A 22,147-nucleotide genomic window follows, 5' to 3' on the forward strand; every position below is an offset into this window, starting at 1 on the left:
TGGCAGAGCACCGCTTGCCGCGCACAGGGCTATTTGACGCCGATTCCGCCGTCGGGGTGCACGACGCCGCCGGTGATCCCGCGGGACCGTTCGGAGGCGAGGAAGACGTAGCTCCACGCGTGGTCGGCGCCGGACAGGGCGACGCCGAGCGGGACCCGGCCGGCGAGCTCGGCCGCCCGGCCCGGGGTGTCGTCGAGCCGGCGGTCGTTCAGCCCCAGGCTGTTCAGTCCGCGCAGATCCGTGTTCAGGGTGCCGCCCGGCGCCACCCCGTTGACCCGGATCTCCGGCGCCAGCTCGTGCGCCAGCGCAGTGACCAGCCCGCGCACGGCGAACTTGGACGACACGTACAGCACGCCGCCGCGGCCGGGGTAGTAGGCCGAGGTCGACTCGGTGAGCAGGATGGTGCCGCGCGACGCGCGCAGGACCGGCAGCGCGGCCTTCACCCCGTGCAGGTGGCTCTTCACGTTGACCCGGAACATCTCGTCGAACGCGTCGTCGAGCCGGTCGGCGTCGAGCGCCTCGATGCCCTGGTAGAAGTCGAAGATCCCGACGCAGTTGACCAGCACGTCCAGCCCGCCGAAGGCGTCGACGGCTGCCGCGACCGCCTGCTCGTTGGCCTGCCGCGTCGTCGCGTCCCCGGTGACCACCGGAACGTCCGCGCAGTCCGCGGTCAGCGCCGCGCACTTGTCCGGGTCGCGTTCCAGGGCGGCCACCCGGGCGCCCTCGGCGCGGAAGGCGTCCACCACCGCCCGGCCGATTCCCGAGCCGGCGCCCACGATCAGGGCGCGGCGGCCCTCCAGCCAGCCGGGCATCAGTCCTCCTCCCCGACCAGGGGCCCGAACGGGCTGCCGATCATCGCGGAGAACGTCGCCGGGCCCTGCCAGGTCAGCGCCTCCAGCTCCAGCGGGCACAGCGCAACCCACTGCCCCGAGCGCGGCGACTCGATCAGCAGCCGCGAACCGTTGCGGGTCTCGACCCGGCTGACCCGGATCTCGGCGAACTCGTTGCCGAGCACGATCGGCTCCCCGACCGCGTGTGCGGCCAGCTCCGCACGCCGGGCCGCGGCGCGCCGCGCCGCCTCCCGGTCCTCCTGCTCACCCTCCCAGGTGAGGCCGGGGCGCCCGGGGTTCACAGGAACACCGCCAGGTTCTGCATCCGCAGCACCGACTCGTCGACCAGGATGGTGCGCCGGGCGAGCTGCCAGGTGTCCCCGACGCGGCGAAGCAGGTCCTCCCGCCCCGCGGACACCAGCGCCGACTCGCGGACGTCACCCCGGTTGCGGAACAGCAGCACCGCCGAGTCGGCGATCAGGTGGTCCGGTTCCTCGGTGGCGAAGGTCCGCACGTTGGACAGGTGGTGGCGCATCCGCGACGGCGGGTCCTCGGTCCAGGCGTGCTCGGTGGCGAAGCGGGCCACCCGCCGGTCCAGCGAGTACTTGTCCTCGTCGAAGTGCGCCATTCCCGGCGCGGTGTCGAAGCCCGACCCCAGGGCCGTGGTGACCCGGACCGGCATCAGGTAGTGGATGTCGTCGGTGAGCAGGTCGAGCCAGGCGCGGTAGTCCTGCGCGTCGAGCAGGTAGGTCTCGTCCACCAGCCAGCGGTGCGCGAGCAGGTGCCGCGGGTCGTCGAAGGGCAGCGAGCGGCCGACGCGCTGCAGCGTCGGCGCGTGCCCGCCCAGCGGCGACCGCGAGGAGTGCGTGCCGGCGGCGGGATCGGCCGTGCTCGAGGTGGAGGCGCTCATGACGACACCGCCCCGTTGACCGCGGCCGGCCGGGCGTCGGCCGGGGCCTGGCCGACCTGCAGCCGGGCGGCGTCACCAGGCGGTCGCTCGAGATGGTCGGCCCACCGGTTGAGCAACTCGCGCTGGTTGAACTCGCTGTATCCGACGTGCGCGACACCCGGCCCGGCGAACTGCTCGGGAGTCAGCTGCGGCGAGACCTCGGTCCCGTCCTCCAGCAGGCCCATCCGGCTGTTCAGCAGCAGCCGGCGCGCCATCGTCCCGGCGGCGGTGTTCGTCAGCGACACCCAGTTCTCGACGTCGTCCTGCTCGAACATGCCGGTGCTGCCGAAGCACATCAGGTACGCCTTGTAGGACAGCCGCTTGAACTCCTCGGGCGCCTCGGCGTCCACGGCGAACCAGGACAGCACCTCGGTCTCGTCCTCGCTGATCGGCTGCCACTGCCGGATCGAGATGAACGGCAGCACCTCGTCGGAGTCGGCGACCCGCGGCCAGTTGTGCACGAGCGACAGGTTCGGGAAGACCGACGCCGCGGAGATCATGAAGCCGTCCTCGCCGACCACCCGCAGCTGCTCGGGCGAGAGGTTCTGCTTCATCCGCTCGACCATCTCGTCGGGGTAGCCGACGTAGCGCAGCCGCTCCTCCAGCGTTCCCGGCGGCAGCTTGTAGGTCGTGCCCCCGCCGTTGCCCGCCCAGTAGGTCGCGCCGTCCTTGCGCTTCTCGGCCTTCGGCTCGCGGAACAGGCCGATCTCCACGACGGAGGTGTGGGTCTGCGGCGTGTGGTACATGTCGCCGGCGAAGTTCTCGGCGCCGATCTTCCAGTTGGCCTTTACCCGCCAGCGCTGCGGGCCGCGCAGCTCGATCCCGCTGGGGCTCTGCTTGGTGTAGTAGTCCAGATAGAACCGGAAGTCGCCGAGGAACTCCTCCAGCGGCGGGGCGTCCGGGTCCATGCTGATGAAGATCAGTCCGTTGTAGCTGGCCAGCGCCGGGGCCGGCAGCAGCGTCTGGCCCTTGCGCTTGAAGCCGTCCTCGCCGCCGTAGGCATCCTTGTGAAAGGGCAGCCCGACGATCCGGCCGTCGTTGCGGTAGGACCAGCCGTGGTAGGGGCAGCGGAAGTGCGACGCGTTGCCCATCTCCGCACGACAGACCTGCATCCCGCGGTGCAGGCACATGTTGAACATCGCCCGCACCTCGCCGTGCTCGTCACGGGCGATGATGAAGGAGTCCTCGAGCACCCGGCGGACCACGTAGTCCCCCGGTTGCGCCACCTCGGACTCGTGCGCCACGAACAGCCAGCTCCGGCTGAACAGACGCTCCCTCTCGAGCCGGAAGATCTCCGCGTCGTTGTAGATGTGCGCCGGGATCATGCCTCGGCGCACGTCGTCGAGCACTCCGGACTGGTCCGTCATCGCTGGCTCCACCCCTGCGGCGACCGTTGGGCCGTACCGCGCTACGGCTTTTCTGTTCAGCAGAGAGGATTTCCTCTTGCGAGAGAGCATTGCCGACACACCGCACACCGTCAAGTGGTTGACCGTGTGTGACCGGCTACTGCGCCCGAGAGCGTGAACGGCCGCAGACGACGTGCGGCGGGCAGCCGGGGCCGGGATCAGGGCTGCAGTTCCGCGAGTACGAGAGGTGCCTCGTCGAGGAGTTCGCGGGCCAGGAGCCCGAACAGGCCGGGCCCGATCAGGACCGCCGGGGCCGAGCCCAGCAGGTCGGTGAGGAAGTCGACGGCGTCACCGGACACGGAGCCCTTGTCCGTCTCGGGGCCGAGAGGGCGAGCGCGCGGTGCCGCGCGTCTTCTTGTCGCCGTCCCCGGAACCGGCAACGGCCAGCTGCGGAGGGCGGCGGGGGTCGGGATCCGGCGGTCAGGCTGATGACGCTCGGACATCGGGTTCCACCCTGGATGTGGCACCGCGCTCGTGGAGCATCCCGGTGGCGTTGAAAGCGACGAGTCGCAGGCCCCCGTCCGGGCCGCGCTCGTACATGGTCAGCGAACAGTGGGCCAGTCTGGTCGAGCGGGCGATCGTCATGAGCTCGCCCTCGGAGAGCTCCTCGACGATGTAGCGGGTCAGCAGGATCGGTGCTTCGTGGGTGAAGCAGACGACCCGCTCCCCCGGGAGGTCGAGGCTCACCTCGCCGAGCACCGAGCGCAGCCGCAGCACGACATCGGCCCACGACTCCCCGCCGAGCGGCCGGAAGTAGAACTTCCCCAGCCGCCGGCGGCGGACGGCCTCCTGCGGGTGCCGGGCCTCGATGCCGGCCTTGGTGTGCAGGTCGAAGACGCCCAGCTCCCGGTCACGCAGCCGCTCGTCCGCGTGCAGCGGCACCGCCCCCAGCGCCGCCAACGCCTCGTGCGCGGTGTCCAGGGCCCGCCGGTACGACGAGGACACCGCAACCGTCGGGCGCTGCTCGGCGGGCAGTCCGGCCAGCCATTTCCCGAGGTCGCGCGCCTGCCGGCGTCCTCGATCGGTGAGCGGTACGTCCGCGTCACGCTCGGCGAGGTCGAGCAGCTCGAAGCCGCCACGTTCGGCCACCTCCCGAGCGACGTTGCCCGTGCTCTCGGCGTGCCGGACGAGCCACAGGGCGGCGGGACCATTCCGTCGCATGGCTCAGTGGCTACCCGCCGGCGCCGCGGGAAAACACGAGCCGCCGCGGCGCGCCCCCTCCGGCGAACTCAGACGGCTTCGAGCGCCTCGCCCACGCCCCGGGCCAGCCGGAAGTGTTGCTGGTCGGCCAGCACGTGCCCGACGGTGATGATCAGCGCGATCGGCCATTCCACCAGCCCGAGCGCGGCGAGCACCCCGATCCCGGCGTAGAAGGCCACCTTCTCGGGCGGAGGCACGATCACCGTGCCCAGCACCGGCACCTGCACGGGCGTGCCGACGTACTTGTGGATCGCCTCGGGCGTCAGGTTCGCCATGGCCAGCCTCCCGTCCACCATCATGCTGCCACGCCGCCGACCGCCACGAAATCGAACACGACAGGTGCTGCACCAGCTCGCACAGCACGACCCCGCCCGCGTGCGGGCAGACCGGCACCCCGTACGCCGCCGCGAGCAGCACCGCGACGGCCTCAACCACCGGATGTCGAACGGTGCCAGCGCCTCCATCCACGCGATCACCTCACCGACGCCGGGGGTCTGATTGGCGTCGACCATCAGCCGGCGGTCCGGACCGATGGCCGGATGGGCCCCCTCCGCGTTGCGGACGCTTCGTCACTGTGTCGCGCCGGCCGTCGACGCCGAACCGGCGCACAGCCGACGACATCGGACTCGCCGGGATCGCTCCGCCCAGCGTGATCCGCCGCTGCGACGCATCCTCGGACGACGCGATCCTGCGGGCGAGAGGCAGCGCAGATCGGCGGCGTGCTGATGCTTACGGCGGGCATCGTCGGCTGGGCGATGTGGATCAGCTACGGGGGCAACCCGCCGACGGAGGCGGCCGGGGTGGTGCAGTCTGGATCTCCATGATGCTGATCGCGATCGGTGTCGTCGTCCATGCGGGCATCTGGCTGCGCGGCAGGCGGATGACGACCGAGCTCGCCGGCGGGCGGTGACTGATCACCTGCCTGGTCCTGCTCACCGCGCTGGCCGGCGTCGGCAGCCTCGGCGGGCCGAGGCGGACGCGGATCGGGGCGACGAACCCAGCACGGCATGAGGCTCGTCGTCGGCTCCGTCAGCGCGACGACCTCGGCGAGTGTTGCGGGTCGCTCCGGCGAGTAGCGTCGGGGTGCATGGTCGACCAGAGTCTCAACGAGCAGGCCCGGGAGGCCATCTTCCGGGCGATCATCAAGTCAGCCCCGACCGTCGGCAACAGCCCGTCAGGGATCCGTGATCTGGCCCAGGCGTTCGCCTTGCTGGCCGAACCCGGTCCCCAGCGCGCCGATGGTGCCGGGCCGGGCCTGAGAGCCGACGCCAGACACCCCGGCCGCCGGGATGCCCTCAGCCCGCGTGATTCCGCTCAGCCGGGCACGGCGTAGGCGACCACGTTGTCGGCGTATTGCCGGGTGTGCCGGTCGAACGACCCACCGCAGGTGATCAAGGCCAGGCGCGGTGGGCCGTCGATCGCGAACAGGTCCGGCGGCGGCGCGGACTTCGGGAAGCTGCGCAGCGCGCGCACCACATAGCCCTGTGTGCCGCGGTCCGTGCCGAGCTGGACCCGGTCGCCGAGCCGCACTGCGCGCAGGTGGTACAGAGCGCCGGGCCCCGCGACCGCGCTGTCGACGTGGCCGTCCACCACCACCGTTCCGTGTCCGCTGCCGGGCCGGGCGCCGGCCTGCCACCAACCGAGCACACCGGGGTCGTCAGGGACCACCAGCGCGCCGCCCGCCGCGACGCCGACCGGCACGACGGGGGCGTCCACGCCCAGCGACGGCAACCGCAGCCGCTGCGGGGTCGCCGGCACCGGGACGGGCGCGGATGACGCTGCGATCGCCTCCGGGTCAGCAATCGGGCTCCGGCCCCGGCGACGAGCAGGGAGCCGGCGGCCACCCCGCTCGGTGTGACGCCGAGTTGCCGCTGATGGATTCTTGATGGCCGGAGATCTCGGGCTGCAGGTAAGCGAGGTCGAATGCGGTGCCGGTGGCTCCGGTGAGCTGCTGCAGCGCCTGCTGATGATCACTGACGGGCGTCTGGGCGGTCTGCTTGATGGCTGCGGTCGTCCCCCGTTGGGCCGGCAACCGAGGTAGGCGGATGCGGGACAGCAGGCATCGGAGCGCCCCCCGTTCCGGAGGTCCCGAGTCTCCATGTGGGGCATCCCCCGAAGACGGTGCGCCGCCGGCTCCACGCCGTGCCTCCGGGGTGGGATCCACCGTCCTCACCACCCCACCCCGTGGCAAGACTCCGGCCGGACGCGGCGGCGGGGCGGAACGGCGGGTCAGGCGATCCGGTCTACCTCGGCGAGACGGACCGCGCTCTCGGAGACCAGCCCGAACTGCACGATCTGACGGCCGGCCACCACATCGGCGAACCAGTCGAGCACTACCCGCGACCGGCCGGTCGGCAGCGCCGCCAGGTGGTAACCGCGGGTGATGGACTTGGCGAGCGGGCCGGTGACGGGAACGTGCAGCGGGTCGGCGACGGCCTCCCGGCCGCCCAGGTCGACCGTGAATCCCAGGTCCCTGTGCCGGTAGCGACGCGGCTGTCCGTATCCCAGCGATGCGGCCACGTTGATCCCGGCCACGTGGCCCTGGCGCTGGGCGTGTTGCGCGGTCATCGGGGTGATCTGGCCGGGGTGGGCCGGATCCGGCACCGCCGCCGCGTCACCCGCGGCGAACAGGCCGTCCTGGCCGGGCACCGTCAGGTGGTCGTCCACAGCCAGGCGGCCTTCGCGGGTCGGGAGGCGGAGGACGTCCACGAGCGGGTCGGGGCGTACCCCGACACACCACACGACGGTGCGGGTGGGGATCTCGGTGCCGTCGCTGAGGCTGACGCAGGTGTCGCTGACCTCGCTGACGGTGGTGCGCAGCCGGACCTCGACACCTCGCCGGCACAGCACCCGCTGGGCCGGCCCGGACAGCCGCGGATTGAGCCCGGGCAGCACCCGGGAGGCCAGATCGACGAGCAGCCAGCGCACCTCGTCGGCGCGAAGGCCGGGGAAGAAGCGCAGCGCGTCGCGGGTGAGCAACTGGCCCTGCCCGACGACCTCGGTCCCGGTGTAGCCGGCACCGACCACCACGAACGTGGTCCGGGCCGCCCGTTCGGCGGCATCGGTGGCCTGCTCGGCCAGCTCCAGCTGACGCAGGATGTGGTCACGCAGGTAGACCGCCTCGGCGATGGACTTGAAGCCCATGGCGTGCTCGGCGACCCCGGGGACCGACAGCAATCGGGTGACCGCCCCGCAGGCGAGCACCAACCGATCCCACCTCAGGACCGTGGGCCGACGCTCGACGTCGATCACCGAGCATGTCCGCGCCGCGAGATCGATCCCCGAGACGTTGCCGAGCACCACCCGGGTCCGCGCCAGCTCCGCTCGCAGCGGCACGGCGACCCGGCGCGGCTCCAGGATCGCGGCCGCCACCTCCGGCAGCAGCGGCACATAGAGCATGTAATCCGCGGGATTCACGACGACGAGTTCGGCCGCCCCCGCGGGCAGGCGGTTCTCCAGGGTCCGCAGACAGTGGAACCCCGCGAACCCCGCGCCCACGACCACCACCCGCGGGCGATCCGCTTCGCCGTTCACTCGTCGTACCCGACCATCACAGCCCCCGCAGAATGCGTACCGGCCCAGGTGGGCGAGCGTGCCCGGGCCGGCCCGAGCGAGCCTTCGGCCCCGGGGCGCCAGATCCGCCGCCCGGGGTCGACCTGCCGAGACCTATGCCGGTGCCGGGGTATCTCGCCCGCCCCGTACAGCTCACCCGCCGAGGTCGACGTCGGCGGACATGAGCGTGGTGATGAGGTCGTGGCCGAGATCGGTCGCCGAACCGCAGCTCATGGGGAGGGCGCTCTCGGCGAACCATTTCTCGGTCGCTTCGGGATGTGGGCCGACGACGCCGACGGCACCCGCCCCGTACGGCACCACCGCAGCTGCGATGGTCCCGTTGTCGTAAGTGGCGAGAATCGTCGTGCCGGGAGCGGGTTCGAGCAGGAAATGGGGGCCGTCCTGGAAGAAGAGGGTGCGACGCCGGCCGCGCCACGTGACGGTGATCGTCGTGTCGGCCTCGGTGCGAACGGTGGCGCCGGGCGAGGTGATGTATTGGTCGGTGTCTCCGGGCAACAGCCGGAAGCCGGGCCGTGCGCCACAGAGGTAGGCACCCAGGCACACTCCCAGGTATCTGCCGCCTCGGTGGACGAAGGCCCGGATGTCGTCCGCATGACGGCGAAGGTGCCTGTAGGCCTCGTCGAGGCCGGCGCCGCCGGGTTGGGCGTAGAGCGCGGCGCTCTCGAGCGAGGGGCCGGACAGCTTCCGGCCCTCGTTCGGGCCGACGAAGCTCACCGCGAATCCGAAACCGTCCAGCAGAGCGGCGACCGCTTCGGGACAGCCGCGGCCGGCGGCCGGGCCTCGGTACACCACAGCGACCGGCGGCGAATCGGTGGTGGGGCGGGGATGGTGCTGGCGCCGAGTCCCGACGGTCATCGTTGCTCCATCCTCTCCCGTTCCCGCCGAGCGGGCGCACCACCCGTGCATCCCGTGGCCGACAACATCCCGAAGGTCGCTGGGTCGCGCCCGATGACCGGGCGCCGGCATCCGCACACCACTCGGCGGCCACGTCGTGTTCGCCCATCGGTCGCGACGACGATCCCGGCGGCGCGCCGGCCCGGCACACCGGCGTGGAGCGGCCGCAGGTCGCCGGGTCGCTGCACATCATGCCGAGCGTGCACGCACTGGTATCGCGGCCGGATGCTGCTGGTCGGCGACTCCGCGCACGCGCCGTCCCGACAGCTCCGGCCAGGCGCGTCCCCTGGCCATCGAGAGCGCGATCGAGCCGGCCCGTTGCCCCGTGCCGGGCGGTGTGGGGGCGCGGGACGGCCGTTTCACGCTCAGGGCCGGCTGCGGCTCGTCGCCTCGACGGCGCTCAGGATCAGCCGCGTCGCGCCCTCCGGCTGCGAAACCATGGACGCGTGCGACGCCGCCACCTCCTCGATCCGCGCCTTCGCACGCTCGGCCATGAATCGCTGAGCCGCGGGCGGGATAGCTCGGTCCTCCGTGCCGAGCAGATACCACGACGGGATGGACCGCCATGCGGGCGGGCCCGAGGGCGTGGCCGCCGCGGCGCCGCTCCACGGTCGCTGCGTAGCCGCCATCACGCCGGCCGTCTCGGGGCCGACATCGTGGGCAAACGCCGCGTGGAACGCCTCGCGATCGAGGTAGAGGTCCACGCCGTCGCTCCCGTCCGGGTTCCTGATCGGCACCGGTCTGATCGCCGGCGGAATCAGACTGCCCTGGAAGATCTCGGACTCGATGAGCTGCTGGATGCTCTCGCCTTCGTCGGGCATCCACCCATTGAGGTAGACGAGCGCCGTCACCTGCTCGTTCCCGGGAGCGGCGTTGGTGATGACCGCGCCGCCGTAGGAGTGGCCGACGAGGACAACGGGCCCGGGGATGCTCCGCAGCAAGTCCGCGAGGTACGCGGCGTCGTCCGTCAGGTGGCGAAGCGGGTTGGCCGCTCCGATGGCGACAAACCCGCGGTCGCGCAGGCCGCGAATCACCCCGCCGAAGCCGGTGGCGTCGGCCCACGCGCCGTGGACGAGCACGATCGTCGGGGCATCAGGAGTCATCGCCGTCACCGCTCCTCCCTTGACTGTGACCGATGCCGCGACGGTACGCCGCAGGCGTGCGCGCAGCCTGGAGATCTGCCCGGCCGGCGAGGGCGAGCACCGCACTCCTGAAGCGATCCTGCCGCGCCGGCCACCTGCGGGAACTCTCCCGAACCGCGGATCTGTTCCGGCCGGATGTGCCCCCGTTGTGTCGGTGGTGCGGTGGTGTGGGTCAGCGTCAGCTGTTGAATTGGCTGTAGGCACCCACGAACAAGGTGTATGGATTTCCGTAGTGCGAGTATTTCGCCATCATGGTGTCGATCACTTCGGGTGCTGAACCAGACCCCGCGACCGCGCGGTCGAAATCCTCGATGTAGCTCCGGGATTGGTCGAGCAGCCGCTGCGCGTCGTCGTCGGGGGCGTCCGGATCCCTGTGTCCGGTGATGATCGTCGCCGGTTCGAGCGCGGCGATCGCGTCGATGGAATGCAGCCAGGTCGCGCGGCTGTGCGGTGTCGAGTTCCACAACCACATGTGGATGTTGTTGTAGACGGCGTCGCCCGAGCAGATCGTGTCGCGGTCGGGAACATGGACGATCGTTGCGAACGCACCGTCGGCACCGCCGACGGCGATCAGATTCACCGGATGACCCTCGATCTGCAGCTCGCCGGTGTTCAGGGCGGTCGGGATCGCAGGATCGCGGTCGAACTGGTCGCCGAACCAGCCGGTCCAGTTGTCCAGCACCGCCGGTCGGGTCTGCGCGCGGGCCTCGTCCACGACCTGCGCGGTCATCGCCACGACCCGCGCGTCGGGGAACGCAGCCAGGATCGGTCCGGCGCCGAAGAAGTGGTCTCCGTGCCCATGGGTGATGACGATCAGTGACGGGTCTTTGCCGGCGCCTGTGACCCAGGCCGCCAGTTGTTCGCCTTCCCTGGTGGTCATCAACGCGTCGACGAGGATGGCGTCGCGATCACCGGCGATCAGTGTGGCGGTGGAGGCAGGCCAGGTTGCCTGCCGGGTGGGATCCCAGCCGGGACCCCCGTTGACGGGTAGATATCCGCTGTTGAAAACACTGATGGACAGGGAATCCGGCATGGTCGCTCACCCTTCACATCTGTTCAGTGGCCTCCGCCGGCCAGGTGGCGGCCAGAGTTCGGCCTGCCCTGCGCCCTGGGCCGGGCCGAGGCTGTGCGGGCCGTGGGCGAGAACATGCCGGGCGCGGGATGGGACGTCGGCGTCGTCGGCGGTGTGCCACGGCAACATCGGCGGCGCCGTCGGGGTGACCGGACGGTCGAGACTGGTGACCAACCGAGCCTCGATGGTCGGAGCGTCGCCCAGGGCAGAGTCGCCCAGTGGGAAGTCTTGGGCTGAGCGGTACGTGGCCAGTTCCATCGAGGTGACGCAGTAGCCGAGCACGGCGAAGCCAGGGCGCGGCTGCGGTGTGCAGCCGTGCGCCAGCGCGGCGAGCGTTCAGCGCCCCGGGGTGCCGCGTCTGCAACGGGTAACGGAACACGCTGGCGTCGTGTCCCAAGGTTTCGAGCCAGTCGACGATCGGCTCGGCCTCGTGGGAGACGTGCGACGAGTACCCGGGGCCCGACAGCACCACGATGTGTACGGTCATCGGCAAGTTGTTCCGTTCTGCGCCGTTGGGCCGTCCTGACCTGGGCGGGGATCCGGGAGGGCCATGCCCGGCCGCGATCAGGTTCGCGGAAGGTCGGGAAGCTGAACCGCGCACACGGCATCGGGGAGTGCCTGAGCGAGAAGCACTGGATGTCGTCGGGCTCGAGCACTGCCAGTCCTCACCTCCGGAGCCAATGCGGCGGCACCGAGCGGGCGTCCGCCACCGGGGTAGGAATCCGGGAACCGTTCCCCATCGTGACCGGCCGGCGCATCACCTACCGAGGATGAGGCATCCGCAGCGGAGGGCTTCTGCTTCTGCACGGTCGGCGGTGGGCTGGTTCACCGCTCCCCTCGGTGGCCTGCGCGATCCGTCCACCACACCGGCGGACCTGCGAGTGGTCTTCGAGGCAGCCGACTACCCGTGGGTGACCTCGCACGTCTACCGCAAGACCGTGGCCACTCTGATGGACGAGGCCGGCCTCAGCGCCCGAGCCGCCGCCGACCAGCTCGACCATGCCAACGTCTCGATGGCACAGGACAACTACTTCGGCCGGAAGGCCGCGCGGACGGGCGCCGCCACCGTCCTGGAGGGGATCGCGACCACGCCGAAGAAGTTCCGCGAAGATAAAGGAGGGGCGTGATCTTGCTGGCGGCTCTGATCAGGCCTCTGAGCTGGGGGGAAGCTCCTCCGACTGGACTCGAACCAGTAACCCTGCGAAACAAGATCCACTCTGCTCGACGACTGCGCTCGTCTGCCGTTGTGGCTCGTACGCTGTATGACTCCGCCCCGGGACGATCTCGTCCCGGGGCGTCCGTCGTGGACTTCTGTCGTTGATTTCTGGGGGTAAAGGAGGGGTGCCCCTCCCCTGCCTGCTGAGTGCCATCCCGTCGACCTGGCACAGCCCGACCGCGCGGTCGCTCGTGGGCGGCCCTCGACGTCACCGCACCCGAGCTTGCCAGGCTCCGCCCACGAGAGGCCGGGTGGTAGCCCTCCGGGAGGTCGTCGGGATGGCACGGGACGCCATCCTGGAGACCTGCCCGCCCGGCGAGGGCAGCTGGTTCTGCCGCTTGACCCGCCTCGGCCTGCCACGTTCGAGGGAACCACGCTCCGCGCGTTGACCACACTGGAGCGATCATGTTTCGCTTCGAATCGACGTTCAATGTCCGGTACTTCGGGGGGCAGTCGTGCGGATCAGAGGCATTACATCAGTTGCCCTTATGTTGGCGATAGGTGCCGTCTTGGTGACCGCCTCACCGGCCAGCGCCGAACCAGCACCCCCTGGCTACCGCAGGCGCTCGCTGGCGCATCGGGAAGCCCAGAAGGCCAGCGAAGTGATGCCAAGGTCCACACAACTAGGTCCTACGAGGCACAGAAGTGATGACAGATCGCCACAATCATGACAGCAATTGGTACGCGGATTTTGTTGGGGCGTTGGACTCCCTACTCCGAGAGAAGGAGTCTGCTGGCGTCCTTGCCATAGATCGCTTGGTCCGTCAAGGCGGCAAGGTGACCACCGTCCTGCAAGTTCCGCCCGGGAGCGGTCAGCGATACGGCCGCGTTGTCGACCTGGACCATTTCCGGTCACTCTTCGTGCCCGATCGCCCAACAGCTGTGGCGGAGGCTTGGTTTCAGTCGATCTATCCGCCGGACGGAACACCCGCACAGGCCGTCGACGGCGTGATGTGGCATGAGGGTGAGCGACCTCAGTAGCCAGCGCGCGCGGGGACCGGCCGGAGGCCGCAGCCCCGCGCAGCCGGCGCCGGAGGCGCCCTTGACCAGGTAGAGAAAGTCTGAACCCCGCGGCCCTGAGCTGCGCGAAACTGCAGGTCATGGCGGCTTCCGGACAGAGAGCCAGCGAGACGCGGTCTCAGTTGATGGGTGACAGGGCGGGCTGCCAGGCGACGATGGTCTTGTCATCGTGGCGCTTGGATCGGGGCAAGGCGGTCCCGTCCGGATCTGCCTCGGTCTCCCAAGCGTGCGCGTCCTGAAGGAACGCGGCGAGCTGGTCGTTGCCCTGGCTCGCCACGGCGTCCCATCGGCCACCGAGCCGGTCGATGTGCTTCTGGATCCCGTCGGTGGCGAGCACAACCCAGGAGACAACCTCGGGTGGGAACGAGCGGATGAGCAGCTCGTCGGCGGCCGCCGGATCGGCCTCTGCGATCCAGTAGCCCCCGGGCCGGTTGCGGTGTGGGAACTCGCTGCGCTGCAACTCGCGCAGACGGTCGCGATGCTCGGGGCCGAAGCCGCTCCCCTGTCGTAAGTGCTCGCGGTAGGCACGACGCTGGGCGGCTCCGATGTGTGAGAGGCGGTCGTCGGACAGGCGAGTCGTGGTGCCGTCGGGGTGGCCGATGACTGCGGTGCTGTCGCCGAGTGCTGCGACCTCTATGGCCTCGTCGCCGAGTCGCAGCAGCAGAACCGTCGACGACGGCGCCGCACCGGGAAGCAGTCCCAGGGCATTGGCGGCCTCGGTGATCGCGTCGCGCAGGACGGTTCGGAGGTCGCCGTGGTCGAGCCGGTCGAGGATCGCGGGTAGCAGCCGGTCGACGTAGGCGCTGGCGTCCGGGGCCTCGGGGCTGTGCGAGCTGGCTCCGTCGAGGACGACCGCGCCCCGTTGGCTGACGCCCCAGCGGTCCTGCCCTGGCGGCTCTCCCCCGGGCAGCGTGGCGGTGTGGGCGATCAGGCCCATGCGCGCGGCGGGACGATCACGTCGACGCTCCTGGGGATGAGGCCGTCGAACTCGGCGGTCACGGCCATGCTGAACGACTCGTCGGGGTGCTCGACGTACAGCTCGGCCAGGTGCTCGGTCAGGTAGTGCGCGGCGCCGATCGAGCCGAGGGCGTGGACTCCGGCGATGTGGGTGATGACCTGGCCGTCGCGGACGTGGCGCGCAAGATAGGCCACGCAGGCCCGGCGGGGCTCGGGGTCGTCCATCGGCGAGGCGAACCGCTCCCCCGTCGTCTTGTCCACGATGTACCAGCGGCCCCCGTCGGCGATGGTCATGCCGAGTACCGGGTCCTCGCTCATCAGCGCGTTGCCGATGTGCGCCGACGCGGGGCCGCACACCACGATCGCGTCGCCGGCCGGCTCCCACTCCTCGCGCGGGTCGATGACCAGTCGCTCGGCGGTGAACGCGAGCTGCTCGGCCTCAGCGATCAGGTGCGCGCCTACCGCGTCGTCCTCGGCGGCGATGACCATGTCCTCGCGCTCCAGGATGCGCCGGCCGACCACCGCGACGTCGAGCGGGCCGACCCCGAAGAACGCCCGGTGCGCGGGCGGGGCGCTGTTGCGGATCTGCGTGATCCGGCCCTTGGTCAGCCCGAAGGCCTTGGCGACCTCGGTGTAACTGCCGCCGAGCTGGTCCCGGGCCTCCTCGATCGCGGCACGCCGTAGGCGCGCCAGCTCCACCGAGCGCTGCTGGTAGGTAGCCAGGAGCTCGGTAGCCCTGCGCCCTCGTCGCACCGGGTCAGGCTCCCGGCGCAGGCGTTCGAACTCCTCATCCACGCCCGCGAGTTTAGGCCCCTTGACAAGTAGGCTCGCCGCGGGCAACATCAGTTTAGCCCCCTCAACGTCACTGCTTCAGACGTTTAGGGGCCTACACGAACCGACCGAAGGAGCAAGAGCGATGCGAGACATTCCGGTGAACCTCGGCGGCTACAAGCTCACGATCGTGGAGCCGCCCGCCCCGAAGATGCGCGATGACGTCAACGGCGCCCAGATTCCCGTGACCGACCGCGACGGCGCCACGCAGTTCACGGTGTCGCTGTTCGCGAAGCTGCGGGTCAAGCCGGGCGAGCGGGCCCCGAAGGGCGAGGAGATCAAGGTGACGCTGGCGACCGATCCCGGGCCGGACTTCGGGGAGGACGCCCGGGTCGAACTGATCGACGTCCGCGTCTCCCCCTACCAGCTCGAGTCCGCGGGCCGGGTCAACTCCGGACTCGCGTGGCGGGCCGTGGGCCTCAAGCACGCCTCAGCCCCGGCGCCGCGCCCGAGCAGCGACAAGTAGCAGCACCGGGCCTGACGGCCCACCTCCCGGCGGCCTGACCGGCCGCGCTCGGGCACGGGGCAGCCGACCCCTCATTGATCGGCGAAATCACCGCAATTGCGCAGTGGCTGCCCCCTGCCCGAAAACAAGCCACCACCAGCACCGGAGGCCCCTGATGACCACCACCGCGACCACCACCGCCGTCTGCGGCGGCTGCTCGGGCTCCGGCTCGTGCGACGTCTGCGACGGCTACGGCACCACCCCGGACGCCTCACCCGGCGCCGGTGACGGCCGGGACTGCCCCGCCTGCCCCGGCGACGGTGCCTGTCCCGGCTGCCACGGCACCGCAACCCCCTGCACCGCCACCACTCCCGAGGAGACGACATGTCCCTGACCGCCACCGAGAACAGCGTCCGGCACGGCCGGGTCCGTCAGCCCGCCAACGGCGTCGGGCGCCTGGTGCGCCGCCTGGACCGCGAACGCCGCCGGTTCCTGCACGCCACCACCCCGGAGGTCCCGACCGAGCAGGCCTGGCGTGCCGGGGTCGCCGAGGGCCTGCGCCTGGCCCAGCTCGCCATCCGCAAGGGAGTCTGATCATGGCCCGACCGCTGCACCGCCCGTCCCTACGCCACGCCGAGGCCCACCACCGCCCCACGGTCCGGCACTCCTCCCGCCCGGTCGGCGGCGAGTTCCGCGGCCTGGCCTGGCTGGCCCGCCACCCCCTGTTCCTGCTCGTCCCTGCCGCCCTCGTCGCGGCCGCGGTACTCGTCGGCCCGGTCCCGGCCGCGATCAGCCTCGGCTCGCTGCTGCTGGCCGTGACCCTGTGGGGGCGGCTGCACCCGCCCACGTTTGACCGCTTCGCCGCCCCCATGTTGCGTGCGGCCTGGCGGCGCTGGACGACCTACCGCGGCCGCCGCTGGGCGGCCCTGCTCGCCGACTGCGGCCTCGCCAGGACCAACCACCACACCGGGCGCATCGACGCCCCGCGGGTAGTGCGGGTCCGCTCGGCGACTCGCTCGATCGACACCCTGCGGGTCCGTCTCGCCCGCGGCCAGGACCTCACGCTGTGGGCGGGGCGCACCGAGACCCTCGCCGATGCGATGCGCGCCCACCGGGTCGCCGTCACCCGCCACCGCCCCGGCGTGCTCACCGTGGTGGTCGAGCGGGAGATGCCGTTCCGATTCTCCATCCCCGCACCCGCGATCCCGACCGACGCCACCGCGGTCGACCTCGCCGCGCTCCCGGTCGGGGAGGACGAGTACGGCCACCCCTTCACCCTGGGCGTGCCCGGCCGCCACGTCCTGGTGGCCGGCGCCACCGGCTCCGGCAAGGGCTCGCTGATCTGGGCACCGCTGTGCGCGATGGGACCCGCGATCCGCGACCGGCTGGTCCGGGTGCACGTGATCGATCTCAAGGGCGGCGCCGAGACCCACCGCGGAGCGCCGCTGTTCCACCGCCACGCCACCACCCCCGCCGAGGCCATCGCGCTGCTCACCGCCGTGCGGGACGAGATGAAGACCCGCCAGGCCCACATGGCCGCCCACGGCCTCCGGCGCCTCGACGTCACCCCGGAGACCCCGCTGGACCTGGTCGTGATCGACGAGATGGCGATGCTCACCGCCTACGGCGAACGCGGCGACGTCCGCGAGGCACTACGTCTGCTCGCCGAGATCCTCACCCAGGGCCGCGCCTGCCTGGTCTCGGTCATGGGCTACGTCCAGGAACCCTCCAAGGACGTCGTCGACGTCCGCGAGCTGTTCCCCACCCGGATCTGCCTCGGCGTCACCGCCAGCTCCCACGTCGACATGGTCCTCGGCGAAGGGGCCCGGGAGCGGGGCGCGCTGGCCGACGAGATCCCCGGCGACCAGGCCCACGCCGGGATCGGCTACGTGATCGACCAGCACTCGCGGCTCCCGATCCGGTTCCGCGCCGCCCTGGTCACCGATGAGGAGATCGACGAGCTCGTCGCCCGCTGCACCCCGCCCGCGCCGCCGGAGCTGCGTGCGATCGATGGGGAGGCGGCGTGATGTGGGCCGTCACCGGATGGGCCGCCGCGACCTGGCTGCGCCTCACCCTCGCCCTCGCCGCCGCCATCGGGGTGCTCTGGCTCGTGCTCGGCACTGGCTCCGGCTGGTTCTGGGCCGCCGTCCTCGGCGCCGCCCTGATCGAGTACCGGGCGACCCGCGCGCTGGCCGCTGAATGGGGCGCCGAAGCCCGCTACTCCTGGTGGTGGACCCGATGACCCGCGTCCCCCGCCCCCGCCGGGAGGCGGCCGGGCAAGCCCTGCTGTTCGACGACGAGACCACCGACCGTGTCCTGCGCGACGCCCGGGACCCCGGCTACGTCCTGGTCGGCATCGGCGAGACCGTGCACACCCGCCACATCGGCACCCGCGCCGCCGAACACGCCATCCCCACCCGCCCCGACATCGCCGCCACCGTGCACCACCTCCTCAGCGCCGGGCGCCTCGTCCACGGGTCCCGGGTCACCGTCACCGTCGACGGCCGCGCTGAACCCGAAGCCGCCACCGCTGTCGACGTCGCCGTCGCCGCGGCCTCCGACGCCCAGCCGGGTGATCGGGTGCGGGTGTTCGTCGACGTCGTACGTCCGGGGCACGGCCTGGTCACCGCGGATGAGTTCTCCGGCGCCATCGTCCGCGAGAACGGCAGCTACCTCGTCGAGACCAGCGCCGGGGAGGTCATCGGGCGGGCCCGCTCCTACCGGGCCGGGGCCGAACGCCTCGCCCGCCAACACGGCTTCCGCGCCGACCCCGTCGAGATCGAACACGAACACGAGGTCTACCCACGATGAGCGACCTGGACCTGACCTCCCGGCTGCGCTCCTTCGACTACCCGACCTGGCGGGCCCGCATGGAAGCCACCGGCGGCTGCGCCCACCCCGTCCGGCTGCGCGGCTCCTCGACCATCACCACCCGCGACGGGCGGGTCCTGGCCCAACGGACCGGGGAGGTGTGGGCGCCGTGCGGGAACCGGCGCGACACGGTCTGCCCGGCCTGCTCGGACCGCTACGCCGCCGACGCCTTCCACCTCATCCGCGCCGGACTCGCCGGAGCCGAACGCGGCATCCCCGCCACCGTCACCGACCGACCCCGCCTGTTCCTCACCTTGACCGCGCCCTCGTTCGGGCCCGTCCACACCCGACGCCTCACCGCCCGCGGACGGGTCATCCCCTGCCGCTGCGGCACCCACCACCGCGACCACGACCCGCGACTCGGTGGCGCGATCGACCACGACAGCTACGACTACACCGCCGCGGTGCTCTGGCAGGCCCACGCCGGGAAGCTCTGGCACCGCTTCACCATCGCCCTGCGCCGCGCGCTCGCCGCCCGGCTCGGGGTCTCCGGACGCCGCTTCGGACGGGTCGCCCGGCTGTCCTACGCCAAGGTCGCCGAGTACCAACGCCGCGGACTCGTCCACTTCCACGCCGCCATCCGCCTCGACGGCCCCGACGGACCCGCCGACCCACCCCCAGCCGGACTGACCGCCGAAGCCCTACGCGACGCCGTCCACGAAGCAGCCACCGCCACCAGCCTCGACGTCACCCGGCCCAACGGCACCACCCTCACCCTGCGCTGGGGCGCGCAACTCGACCTGCGCGAGATCACCCCCACCGCCCACGACGCGGTCACCGACGACAGCGGCGAGATCACCGACAGCCGGTTGGCCGGCTACATCGCCAAATACGCCACCAAAGGCACCGGCAAGACCGACGGCCACCCCGACCGCCCCATCCGCTCCCTGGCCCACCTCGAGCGGATGCACCTCGCCACCCACCACCGGCGCCTCATCGAGACCGCCTGGCACCTCGGCGGCCTCGACCAGTACGCAGAGCTGAACCTGCGCAAATGGGCCCACATGCTCGGCTTCCGCGGCCACTTCCTCACCAAGAGCCGCGCCTACTCCACCACCTTCCGCACCATCCGCCACGACCGCCGCGCCTGGCGCCTCGCCGAACAGCTCGACCAACTCGGCCACCCCGCCGACGACCCGGTGACCGTCGTCAACGACTGGCACCTCGTCGGCATCGGCCACCACACCGACACCGACCGCGAACTCGCCATCGCCCACGCCGAACGCATCCGCGAACAGCGCACCAGCAGGAGGACGTCATGAACGAGCGGCTGTGGGGCGTCAGGGACGTCGCCGAGTACCTCGGCATCCCGGTGCAGACGATCTACCAGTGGCGCACGAAGAGCTACGGCCCTCCCGGCCGCCGCATCGGCAAGCACGTGCGCTTCGTGCCCGAGGAGGTCCGGGCCTGGGTCGCGTCGCTGAACAAGGACGTGGCCTGATGGGGCGTCCTCCCCTGCCGATCGGCACGCACGGTCAGATCCGGGTCTACCGGCTCGGTCCGGGGCGGTTCCGGGCACGCGCCTGGATCCGGGATCACGATGGCGTGGTGCGCGACATCGAGCGCACCGGCACGAGCCGGGCCGACGCGATGAACCTGCTCAAGGTGGCAGCTCGCGACAGGGGCCGCGTGACACGAGACGGTGAGATCACCGGTGACTCCACGGTCGTCGCGCTCGGGGCCCTGTGGCTGGGCGAGATCGACCGCGCCGTCGCCCAGGGGAAGCGCTCCCCGACGACCGCCCACCAGTACCGGTACCGCTTCGACCGGCATGTCCGCGACGGCATCGGACAACTCCGGATTCGCGAGCTGACCGTGTCGCGACTGGATCGTCTTGTTGCCGAGGTGCACGACCGGTACGGGGTCGGGGCCGCCAAGACGACGCGGACCGTGCTGAGCGGCATGGTGGGCCTGGCCGTGCGGCATGACGCCCTGGACCGCAATCCGGTGCGTGACGTCGGGAGGATCGAGAGCACGGCGTCCTCGGCGAAGGCGTTGACCGTCGAACAGGCCGTCGAACTCCGCACCAAGATCCACGCCGACCAGCGGTGCCAGGACTGGGACCTGGTCGACCTGACCGACTTCATGCTGGCGACCGGACTACGCATCGGCGAGACATCGGCAGTCACCTGGGACGCCTTGAACCTCGACGAGGCGACCGTGGAGGTCCGCGGAACGGTCATCCGGGTGAAGGGCTCCGGGTTGACGATCAAGTGGCGCCCGAAGAGCAAGAGCGGGTACCGGACGCTCGAACTGCCACGGTGGGCTGTCGAGATGCTGCGAGCTCGTCGAGCGCGCGTCCCGGCCAACGAGTGGGGTGTCGTCTTCACGGCCCCGATGGGCGGGCTACGGGACCCGTCGAACACCCAGGCAGACCTTCGGGTCGTGTTCGCGGCCGCCGGGTACGGCTGGGTCACCTCGCACGTCTACCGAAAGACCGTTGCAACGCTCATGGACCACGCAGGCCTCACCGCTCGCCAGGCCGCCGACCAGCTCGGCCACGCCAAGGTATCGATGACCCAGGACAACTACTTCGGTCGCAAGGTCGCCCGGACGGGGGCCGCGCAGGTGCTGGAGCAGTTCGCGGACAAGCCGAAGAGTTCGGAGAATTCTGGGGGTAAACCGGGGGCGTCGACTCGACGAGAGGCCCGATCAGGCCTCTGAGCTGGGGGGAAGCTCCTCCGACTGGACTCGAACCAGTAACCCTGCGATTAACAGTCGCATGCTCTGCCAATTGAGCTACGGAGGACCGTTGGCTGCGGGCGGGGCTTCCGCTCGCTGGCCTGCAAACCATAGCGCACCCCTTGAGGGCGGTCTGCAGCCCCCCCGATCAATGCCTGTGGGGTCCCCGGCGTCCATGCCCCGAGCTGGGCTGAGGCAGGATGGGCCGTCCACGGACGACCGGGAGGCGACATGCTGAAGTTCCTGTTGGGTGCGGCCGCCGGCTACGTGCTGGGGGCCCGGGCCGGCCACGAGCGTTACGAGCAGCTCGTCCGGACGTACCACCGGGTGGCCGACCACCCGGCGGTCCAGGGCGCGGCGGGCGTCGTTCGGGCGCGCGTCGAGGAGGTCATGAACGGCCCCCGGCACACCGTCGACTCGACGGCCAACGGCCACCGGCACTGACCGCGCGCCGGCCCGCGCCGCGGTCCCGGCGAGTTCCTGCCTGCGCGCCGAGTCGTACGACAACGTCGCCACCGAGATCGAACGACTCGACGCCGAGTCCGGAGGTGGCCGTGGCAACCTGGACGGCTACGGCGGGGTGTCGTGTCCCCGCACCACCGCTCGCACGGTCAGTCGTTCCTGGACCTGCTCGCCCACCGCCTTCGGACCGGCGGTTTCTCTCTGATGGACGAGCCGGAGGCGCTGCGCACCGTCCGCTACGACGACGCCCTCCCGGTTCGCACGACGCGCGTCTTCCTCGACGACCCCGAACGCACCCTGCGTCACCTCCTGGGGCCGGCGGGGCGGTTCAGCTGAACCGCACGGGCGCGTTCCCAGTCCCCCTTGACGTTGAGGATCTGGCGGAGGGTGTGGTCGACGGTCACGAGGTCCCGGGCGTCCTCCATGACCTGGTCGATGTCCTTGCACGCCCCCGGGATCTCGTCGAGGAAGGCCTCGGCGTTGTCCGAACGCCACTCGATGCCCTTCATCGCGTCGGCCAACTCGCGCGTCGAGCCTGCTCTCGGGTGGCTGCACGGCGCAGTGGTGTCACCCGCGGGCGGCACCGCGGCACCGATT

General features: G+C 71.2%; 29 protein-coding genes, 1 tRNA gene and 1 pseudogene. 13 read left to right on the forward strand and 18 right to left on the reverse strand.

Translation table 11 applies throughout. The features are described 5' to 3' along the window. Nucleotides 1-29: 29 nt before the first annotated feature. From hcaB to HF526_RS35570, 8 genes and pseudogenes are all read right to left on the reverse strand, one after another. On the reverse strand, nucleotides 30-812 hold the full coding sequence (gene hcaB, locus HF526_RS21550; protein ID WP_169383365.1) for a 3-(cis-5,6-dihydroxycyclohexa-1,3-dien-1-yl)propanoate dehydrogenase: 783 nt from the start codon (nucleotides 810-812) through the stop codon (nucleotides 30-32). Continuing rightward, nucleotides 812-1,132: a hypothetical protein gene (locus tag HF526_RS21555; protein WP_169383366.1), complete on the reverse strand. Its 321-nt coding sequence runs from the start codon at nucleotides 1,130-1,132 to the stop codon at nucleotides 812-814. The genes hcaB and HF526_RS21555 overlap by 1 nt, the downstream gene beginning before the upstream one ends. Then, nucleotides 1,129-1,740 carry a 3-phenylpropionate/cinnamic acid dioxygenase subunit beta gene (locus tag HF526_RS21560; RefSeq protein ID WP_169383367.1) on the reverse strand — a complete coding sequence of 204 codons (612 nt, stop codon included), beginning with the start codon at nucleotides 1,738-1,740 and terminating at the stop codon, nucleotides 1,129-1,131. The genes HF526_RS21555 and HF526_RS21560 overlap by 4 nt, the downstream gene beginning before the upstream one ends. Further along, nucleotides 1,737-3,146, reverse strand: coding sequence for a Rieske 2Fe-2S domain-containing protein (locus tag HF526_RS21565; RefSeq protein WP_169383368.1), 1,410 nt, complete (start codon nucleotides 3,144-3,146; stop codon nucleotides 1,737-1,739). Before HF526_RS21565 ends, HF526_RS21560 begins: the two co-directional genes overlap by 4 nt. A gap of 197 nt (nucleotides 3,147-3,343) precedes the next feature. After that, nucleotides 3,344-3,484, reverse strand: coding sequence for a hypothetical protein (locus tag HF526_RS21570; RefSeq protein ID WP_169383369.1), 141 nt, complete (start codon nucleotides 3,482-3,484; stop codon nucleotides 3,344-3,346). A 121-nt stretch (nucleotides 3,485-3,605) separates the two neighbouring features. Further along, nucleotides 3,606-4,346 carry a histidine phosphatase family protein gene (locus HF526_RS21575; protein ID WP_169383370.1) on the reverse strand — a complete coding sequence of 247 codons (741 nt, stop codon included), beginning with the start codon at nucleotides 4,344-4,346 and terminating at the stop codon, nucleotides 3,606-3,608. Nucleotides 4,347-4,414: 68 nt separating this feature from the next. Beyond that, nucleotides 4,415-4,660 (reverse strand): hypothetical protein, encoded by a 246-nt coding sequence (locus tag HF526_RS21580; RefSeq protein WP_169383371.1) that lies wholly within the window; start codon nucleotides 4,658-4,660, stop codon nucleotides 4,415-4,417. A gap of 32 nt (nucleotides 4,661-4,692) precedes the next feature. Next, nucleotides 4,693-4,948: pseudogene (locus HF526_RS35570) on the reverse strand (hypothetical protein); the annotation flags it as partial. A gap of 524 nt (nucleotides 4,949-5,472) precedes the next feature. Here HF526_RS35570 and HF526_RS21585 point away from each other — a divergent pair. Beyond that, entirely contained in the window at nucleotides 5,473-5,718 is a 246-nt protein-coding gene (locus HF526_RS21585; protein WP_169383372.1) for a hypothetical protein, read from the forward strand. Here the strand turns inward: HF526_RS21585 and HF526_RS37030 are convergent. The 6 genes from HF526_RS37030 to HF526_RS21615 form a co-directional block, all read right to left on the reverse strand. Further along, a complete protein-coding gene (locus HF526_RS37030) occupies nucleotides 5,700-6,143 on the reverse strand; it encodes a sortase domain-containing protein (protein WP_169383373.1) in 444 nt (147 codons plus the stop codon). The two genes, HF526_RS21585 and HF526_RS37030, sit on opposite strands and share 19 nt — an antisense overlap. A gap of 37 nt (nucleotides 6,144-6,180) precedes the next feature. Next, entirely contained in the window at nucleotides 6,181-6,561 is a 381-nt protein-coding gene (locus HF526_RS37495) for a DUF4142 domain-containing protein (protein ID WP_420821648.1), read from the reverse strand. Between the two features lie 53 nt (nucleotides 6,562-6,614). Next, nucleotides 6,615-7,919: an NAD(P)/FAD-dependent oxidoreductase gene (locus HF526_RS21600; RefSeq protein WP_338051648.1), complete on the reverse strand. Its 1,305-nt coding sequence runs from the start codon at nucleotides 7,917-7,919 to the stop codon at nucleotides 6,615-6,617. Nucleotides 7,920-8,090: 171 nt separating this feature from the next. After that, the gene (locus HF526_RS21605) at nucleotides 8,091-8,813 is read right to left on the reverse strand and encodes a BPL-N domain-containing protein (RefSeq protein WP_169383375.1); all 723 of its coding nucleotides are present in this window, start codon (nucleotides 8,811-8,813) and stop codon (nucleotides 8,091-8,093) included. Between the two features lie 404 nt (nucleotides 8,814-9,217). After that, a complete protein-coding gene (locus HF526_RS21610) occupies nucleotides 9,218-9,955 on the reverse strand; it encodes an alpha/beta fold hydrolase (RefSeq protein ID WP_169383400.1) in 738 nt (245 codons plus the stop codon). A gap of 217 nt (nucleotides 9,956-10,172) precedes the next feature. Beyond that, nucleotides 10,173-11,027 (reverse strand): MBL fold metallo-hydrolase, encoded by an 855-nt coding sequence (locus HF526_RS21615; RefSeq protein ID WP_169383376.1) that lies wholly within the window; start codon nucleotides 11,025-11,027, stop codon nucleotides 10,173-10,175. An 854-nt stretch (nucleotides 11,028-11,881) separates the two neighbouring features. On the opposite strand from HF526_RS21615, the gene HF526_RS21620 reads away from it, so the two are divergent. Then, nucleotides 11,882-12,193: a site-specific integrase gene (locus tag HF526_RS21620; RefSeq protein ID WP_169383377.1), complete on the forward strand. Its 312-nt coding sequence runs from the start codon at nucleotides 11,882-11,884 to the stop codon at nucleotides 12,191-12,193. A gap of 1,227 nt (nucleotides 12,194-13,420) precedes the next feature. On the opposite strand, the gene HF526_RS21625 is transcribed toward HF526_RS21620, so the two are convergent. Then, the gene (locus HF526_RS21625; RefSeq protein WP_169383378.1) at nucleotides 13,421-14,239 is read right to left on the reverse strand and encodes a protein phosphatase 2C domain-containing protein; all 819 of its coding nucleotides are present in this window, start codon (nucleotides 14,237-14,239) and stop codon (nucleotides 13,421-13,423) included. Further along, nucleotides 14,230-15,054, reverse strand: a complete 825-nt coding sequence (locus tag HF526_RS21630) for a hypothetical protein (protein ID WP_169383379.1) — start codon at nucleotides 15,052-15,054, stop codon at nucleotides 14,230-14,232. Before HF526_RS21630 ends, HF526_RS21625 begins: the two co-directional genes overlap by 10 nt. A gap of 121 nt (nucleotides 15,055-15,175) precedes the next feature. Between HF526_RS21630 and HF526_RS21635 the strand changes: the two genes are divergently transcribed. The 9 genes from HF526_RS21635 to HF526_RS21675 all read left to right on the forward strand — a co-directional run bounded on the left by HF526_RS21635 (nucleotide 15,176) and on the right by HF526_RS21675 (nucleotide 21,070). Next, complete coding sequence (locus HF526_RS21635) at nucleotides 15,176-15,556, forward strand: hypothetical protein (protein WP_169383380.1); 381 nt, start codon at nucleotides 15,176-15,178, stop codon at nucleotides 15,554-15,556. A 154-nt stretch (nucleotides 15,557-15,710) separates the two neighbouring features. Beyond that, nucleotides 15,711-15,929: a hypothetical protein gene (locus HF526_RS21640; RefSeq protein WP_169383381.1), complete on the forward strand. Its 219-nt coding sequence runs from the start codon at nucleotides 15,711-15,713 to the stop codon at nucleotides 15,927-15,929. Continuing rightward, a complete protein-coding gene (locus tag HF526_RS21645; RefSeq protein WP_169383346.1) occupies nucleotides 15,920-16,129 on the forward strand; it encodes a hypothetical protein in 210 nt (69 codons plus the stop codon). Before HF526_RS21640 ends, HF526_RS21645 begins: the two co-directional genes overlap by 10 nt. A gap of 2 nt (nucleotides 16,130-16,131) precedes the next feature. Further along, nucleotides 16,132-17,562 carry an FtsK/SpoIIIE domain-containing protein gene (locus HF526_RS21650; RefSeq protein WP_169383382.1) on the forward strand — a complete coding sequence of 477 codons (1,431 nt, stop codon included), beginning with the start codon at nucleotides 16,132-16,134 and terminating at the stop codon, nucleotides 17,560-17,562. Beyond that, nucleotides 17,562-17,777: a hypothetical protein gene (locus HF526_RS21655; protein ID WP_169383401.1), complete on the forward strand. Its 216-nt coding sequence runs from the start codon at nucleotides 17,562-17,564 to the stop codon at nucleotides 17,775-17,777. The genes HF526_RS21650 and HF526_RS21655 overlap by 1 nt, the downstream gene beginning before the upstream one ends. Beyond that, nucleotides 17,774-18,346: a hypothetical protein gene (locus tag HF526_RS21660; protein WP_169383383.1), complete on the forward strand. Its 573-nt coding sequence runs from the start codon at nucleotides 17,774-17,776 to the stop codon at nucleotides 18,344-18,346. The genes HF526_RS21655 and HF526_RS21660 overlap by 4 nt, the downstream gene beginning before the upstream one ends. Beyond that, nucleotides 18,343-19,668: a replication initiator gene (locus tag HF526_RS21665; protein ID WP_169383384.1), complete on the forward strand. Its 1,326-nt coding sequence runs from the start codon at nucleotides 18,343-18,345 to the stop codon at nucleotides 19,666-19,668. The genes HF526_RS21660 and HF526_RS21665 overlap by 4 nt, the downstream gene beginning before the upstream one ends. After that, on the forward strand, nucleotides 19,665-19,847 hold the full coding sequence (locus HF526_RS21670; protein WP_169383385.1) for a helix-turn-helix transcriptional regulator: 183 nt from the start codon (nucleotides 19,665-19,667) through the stop codon (nucleotides 19,845-19,847). The genes HF526_RS21665 and HF526_RS21670 overlap by 4 nt, the downstream gene beginning before the upstream one ends. Beyond that, nucleotides 19,847-21,070 (forward strand): site-specific integrase, encoded by a 1,224-nt coding sequence (locus tag HF526_RS21675; protein ID WP_169383386.1) that lies wholly within the window; start codon nucleotides 19,847-19,849, stop codon nucleotides 21,068-21,070. Before HF526_RS21670 ends, HF526_RS21675 begins: the two co-directional genes overlap by 1 nt. Nucleotides 21,071-21,082: 12 nt before the next feature. On the opposite strand, the gene HF526_RS21680 is transcribed toward HF526_RS21675, so the two are convergent. Next, a tRNA-Asn gene (locus tag HF526_RS21680) sits at nucleotides 21,083-21,155 on the reverse strand. 164 nt (nucleotides 21,156-21,319) lie between these two features. Between HF526_RS21680 and HF526_RS21685 the strand changes: the two genes are divergently transcribed. Further along, a complete protein-coding gene (locus HF526_RS21685; RefSeq protein ID WP_169383387.1) occupies nucleotides 21,320-21,532 on the forward strand; it encodes a hypothetical protein in 213 nt (70 codons plus the stop codon). A 141-nt stretch (nucleotides 21,533-21,673) separates the two neighbouring features. Continuing rightward, nucleotides 21,674-21,886, forward strand: a complete 213-nt coding sequence (locus HF526_RS21690; protein ID WP_169383388.1) for a hypothetical protein — start codon at nucleotides 21,674-21,676, stop codon at nucleotides 21,884-21,886. Here HF526_RS21690 and HF526_RS21695 read toward each other — a convergent pair. Next, nucleotides 21,853-22,134 (reverse strand): RtcB family protein, encoded by a 282-nt coding sequence (locus HF526_RS21695; RefSeq protein ID WP_338051649.1) that lies wholly within the window; start codon nucleotides 22,132-22,134, stop codon nucleotides 21,853-21,855. The genes HF526_RS21690 and HF526_RS21695 overlap by 34 nt on opposite strands. Nucleotides 22,135-22,147 lie beyond the last annotated feature (13 nt).

The organism is Pseudonocardia acidicola (assembly GCF_012911935.1).
GTDB classification, from domain to species: Bacteria; Actinomycetota; Actinomycetes; order Mycobacteriales; family Pseudonocardiaceae; genus Pseudonocardia; species Pseudonocardia acidicola.

Excerpts from the sequence above, each read along its gene's own strand:
- HF526_RS21675 (WP_169383386.1), top strand. The coding sequence starts at position 19,847 with ATGGGGCGTCCTCCCCTGCCGATCGGCACGCACGGTCAGATCCGGGTC.
- HF526_RS21575 (WP_169383370.1), bottom strand. The coding sequence starts at position 4,346 with ATGCGACGGAATGGTCCCGCCGCCCTGTGGCTCGTCCGGCACGCCGAG.
- HF526_RS21615 (WP_169383376.1), bottom strand. The coding sequence starts at position 11,027 with ATGCCGGATTCCCTGTCCATCAGTGTTTTCAACAGCGGATATCTACCC.
- HF526_RS21650 (WP_169383382.1), top strand. The coding sequence starts at position 16,132 with ATGGCCCGACCGCTGCACCGCCCGTCCCTACGCCACGCCGAGGCCCAC.
- HF526_RS21585 (WP_169383372.1), top strand. The coding sequence starts at position 5,473 with ATGGTCGACCAGAGTCTCAACGAGCAGGCCCGGGAGGCCATCTTCCGG.
- HF526_RS21655 (WP_169383401.1), top strand. The coding sequence starts at position 17,562 with ATGTGGGCCGTCACCGGATGGGCCGCCGCGACCTGGCTGCGCCTCACC.
- HF526_RS21560 (WP_169383367.1), bottom strand. The coding sequence starts at position 1,740 with ATGAGCGCCTCCACCTCGAGCACGGCCGATCCCGCCGCCGGCACGCAC.
- HF526_RS21640 (WP_169383381.1), top strand. The coding sequence starts at position 15,711 with ATGACCACCACCGCGACCACCACCGCCGTCTGCGGCGGCTGCTCGGGC.
- hcaB (WP_169383365.1), bottom strand. The coding sequence starts at position 812 with ATGCCCGGCTGGCTGGAGGGCCGCCGCGCCCTGATCGTGGGCGCCGGC.
- HF526_RS21660 (WP_169383383.1), top strand. The coding sequence starts at position 17,774 with ATGACCCGCGTCCCCCGCCCCCGCCGGGAGGCGGCCGGGCAAGCCCTG.
- HF526_RS21565 (WP_169383368.1), bottom strand. The coding sequence starts at position 3,146 with ATGACGGACCAGTCCGGAGTGCTCGACGACGTGCGCCGAGGCATGATC.
- HF526_RS21685 (WP_169383387.1), top strand. The coding sequence starts at position 21,320 with ATGCTGAAGTTCCTGTTGGGTGCGGCCGCCGGCTACGTGCTGGGGGCC.
- HF526_RS21670 (WP_169383385.1), top strand. The coding sequence starts at position 19,665 with ATGAACGAGCGGCTGTGGGGCGTCAGGGACGTCGCCGAGTACCTCGGC.
- HF526_RS21645 (WP_169383346.1), top strand. The coding sequence starts at position 15,920 with ATGTCCCTGACCGCCACCGAGAACAGCGTCCGGCACGGCCGGGTCCGT.
- HF526_RS21625 (WP_169383378.1), bottom strand. The coding sequence starts at position 14,239 with ATGGGCCTGATCGCCCACACCGCCACGCTGCCCGGGGGAGAGCCGCCA.
- HF526_RS21665 (WP_169383384.1), top strand. The coding sequence starts at position 18,343 with ATGAGCGACCTGGACCTGACCTCCCGGCTGCGCTCCTTCGACTACCCG.
- HF526_RS21580 (WP_169383371.1), bottom strand. The coding sequence starts at position 4,660 with ATGGCGAACCTGACGCCCGAGGCGATCCACAAGTACGTCGGCACGCCC.
- HF526_RS21605 (WP_169383375.1), bottom strand. The coding sequence starts at position 8,813 with ATGACCGTCGGGACTCGGCGCCAGCACCATCCCCGCCCCACCACCGAT.
- HF526_RS21610 (WP_169383400.1), bottom strand. The coding sequence starts at position 9,955 with ATGACTCCTGATGCCCCGACGATCGTGCTCGTCCACGGCGCGTGGGCC.
- HF526_RS21635 (WP_169383380.1), top strand. The coding sequence starts at position 15,176 with ATGCGAGACATTCCGGTGAACCTCGGCGGCTACAAGCTCACGATCGTG.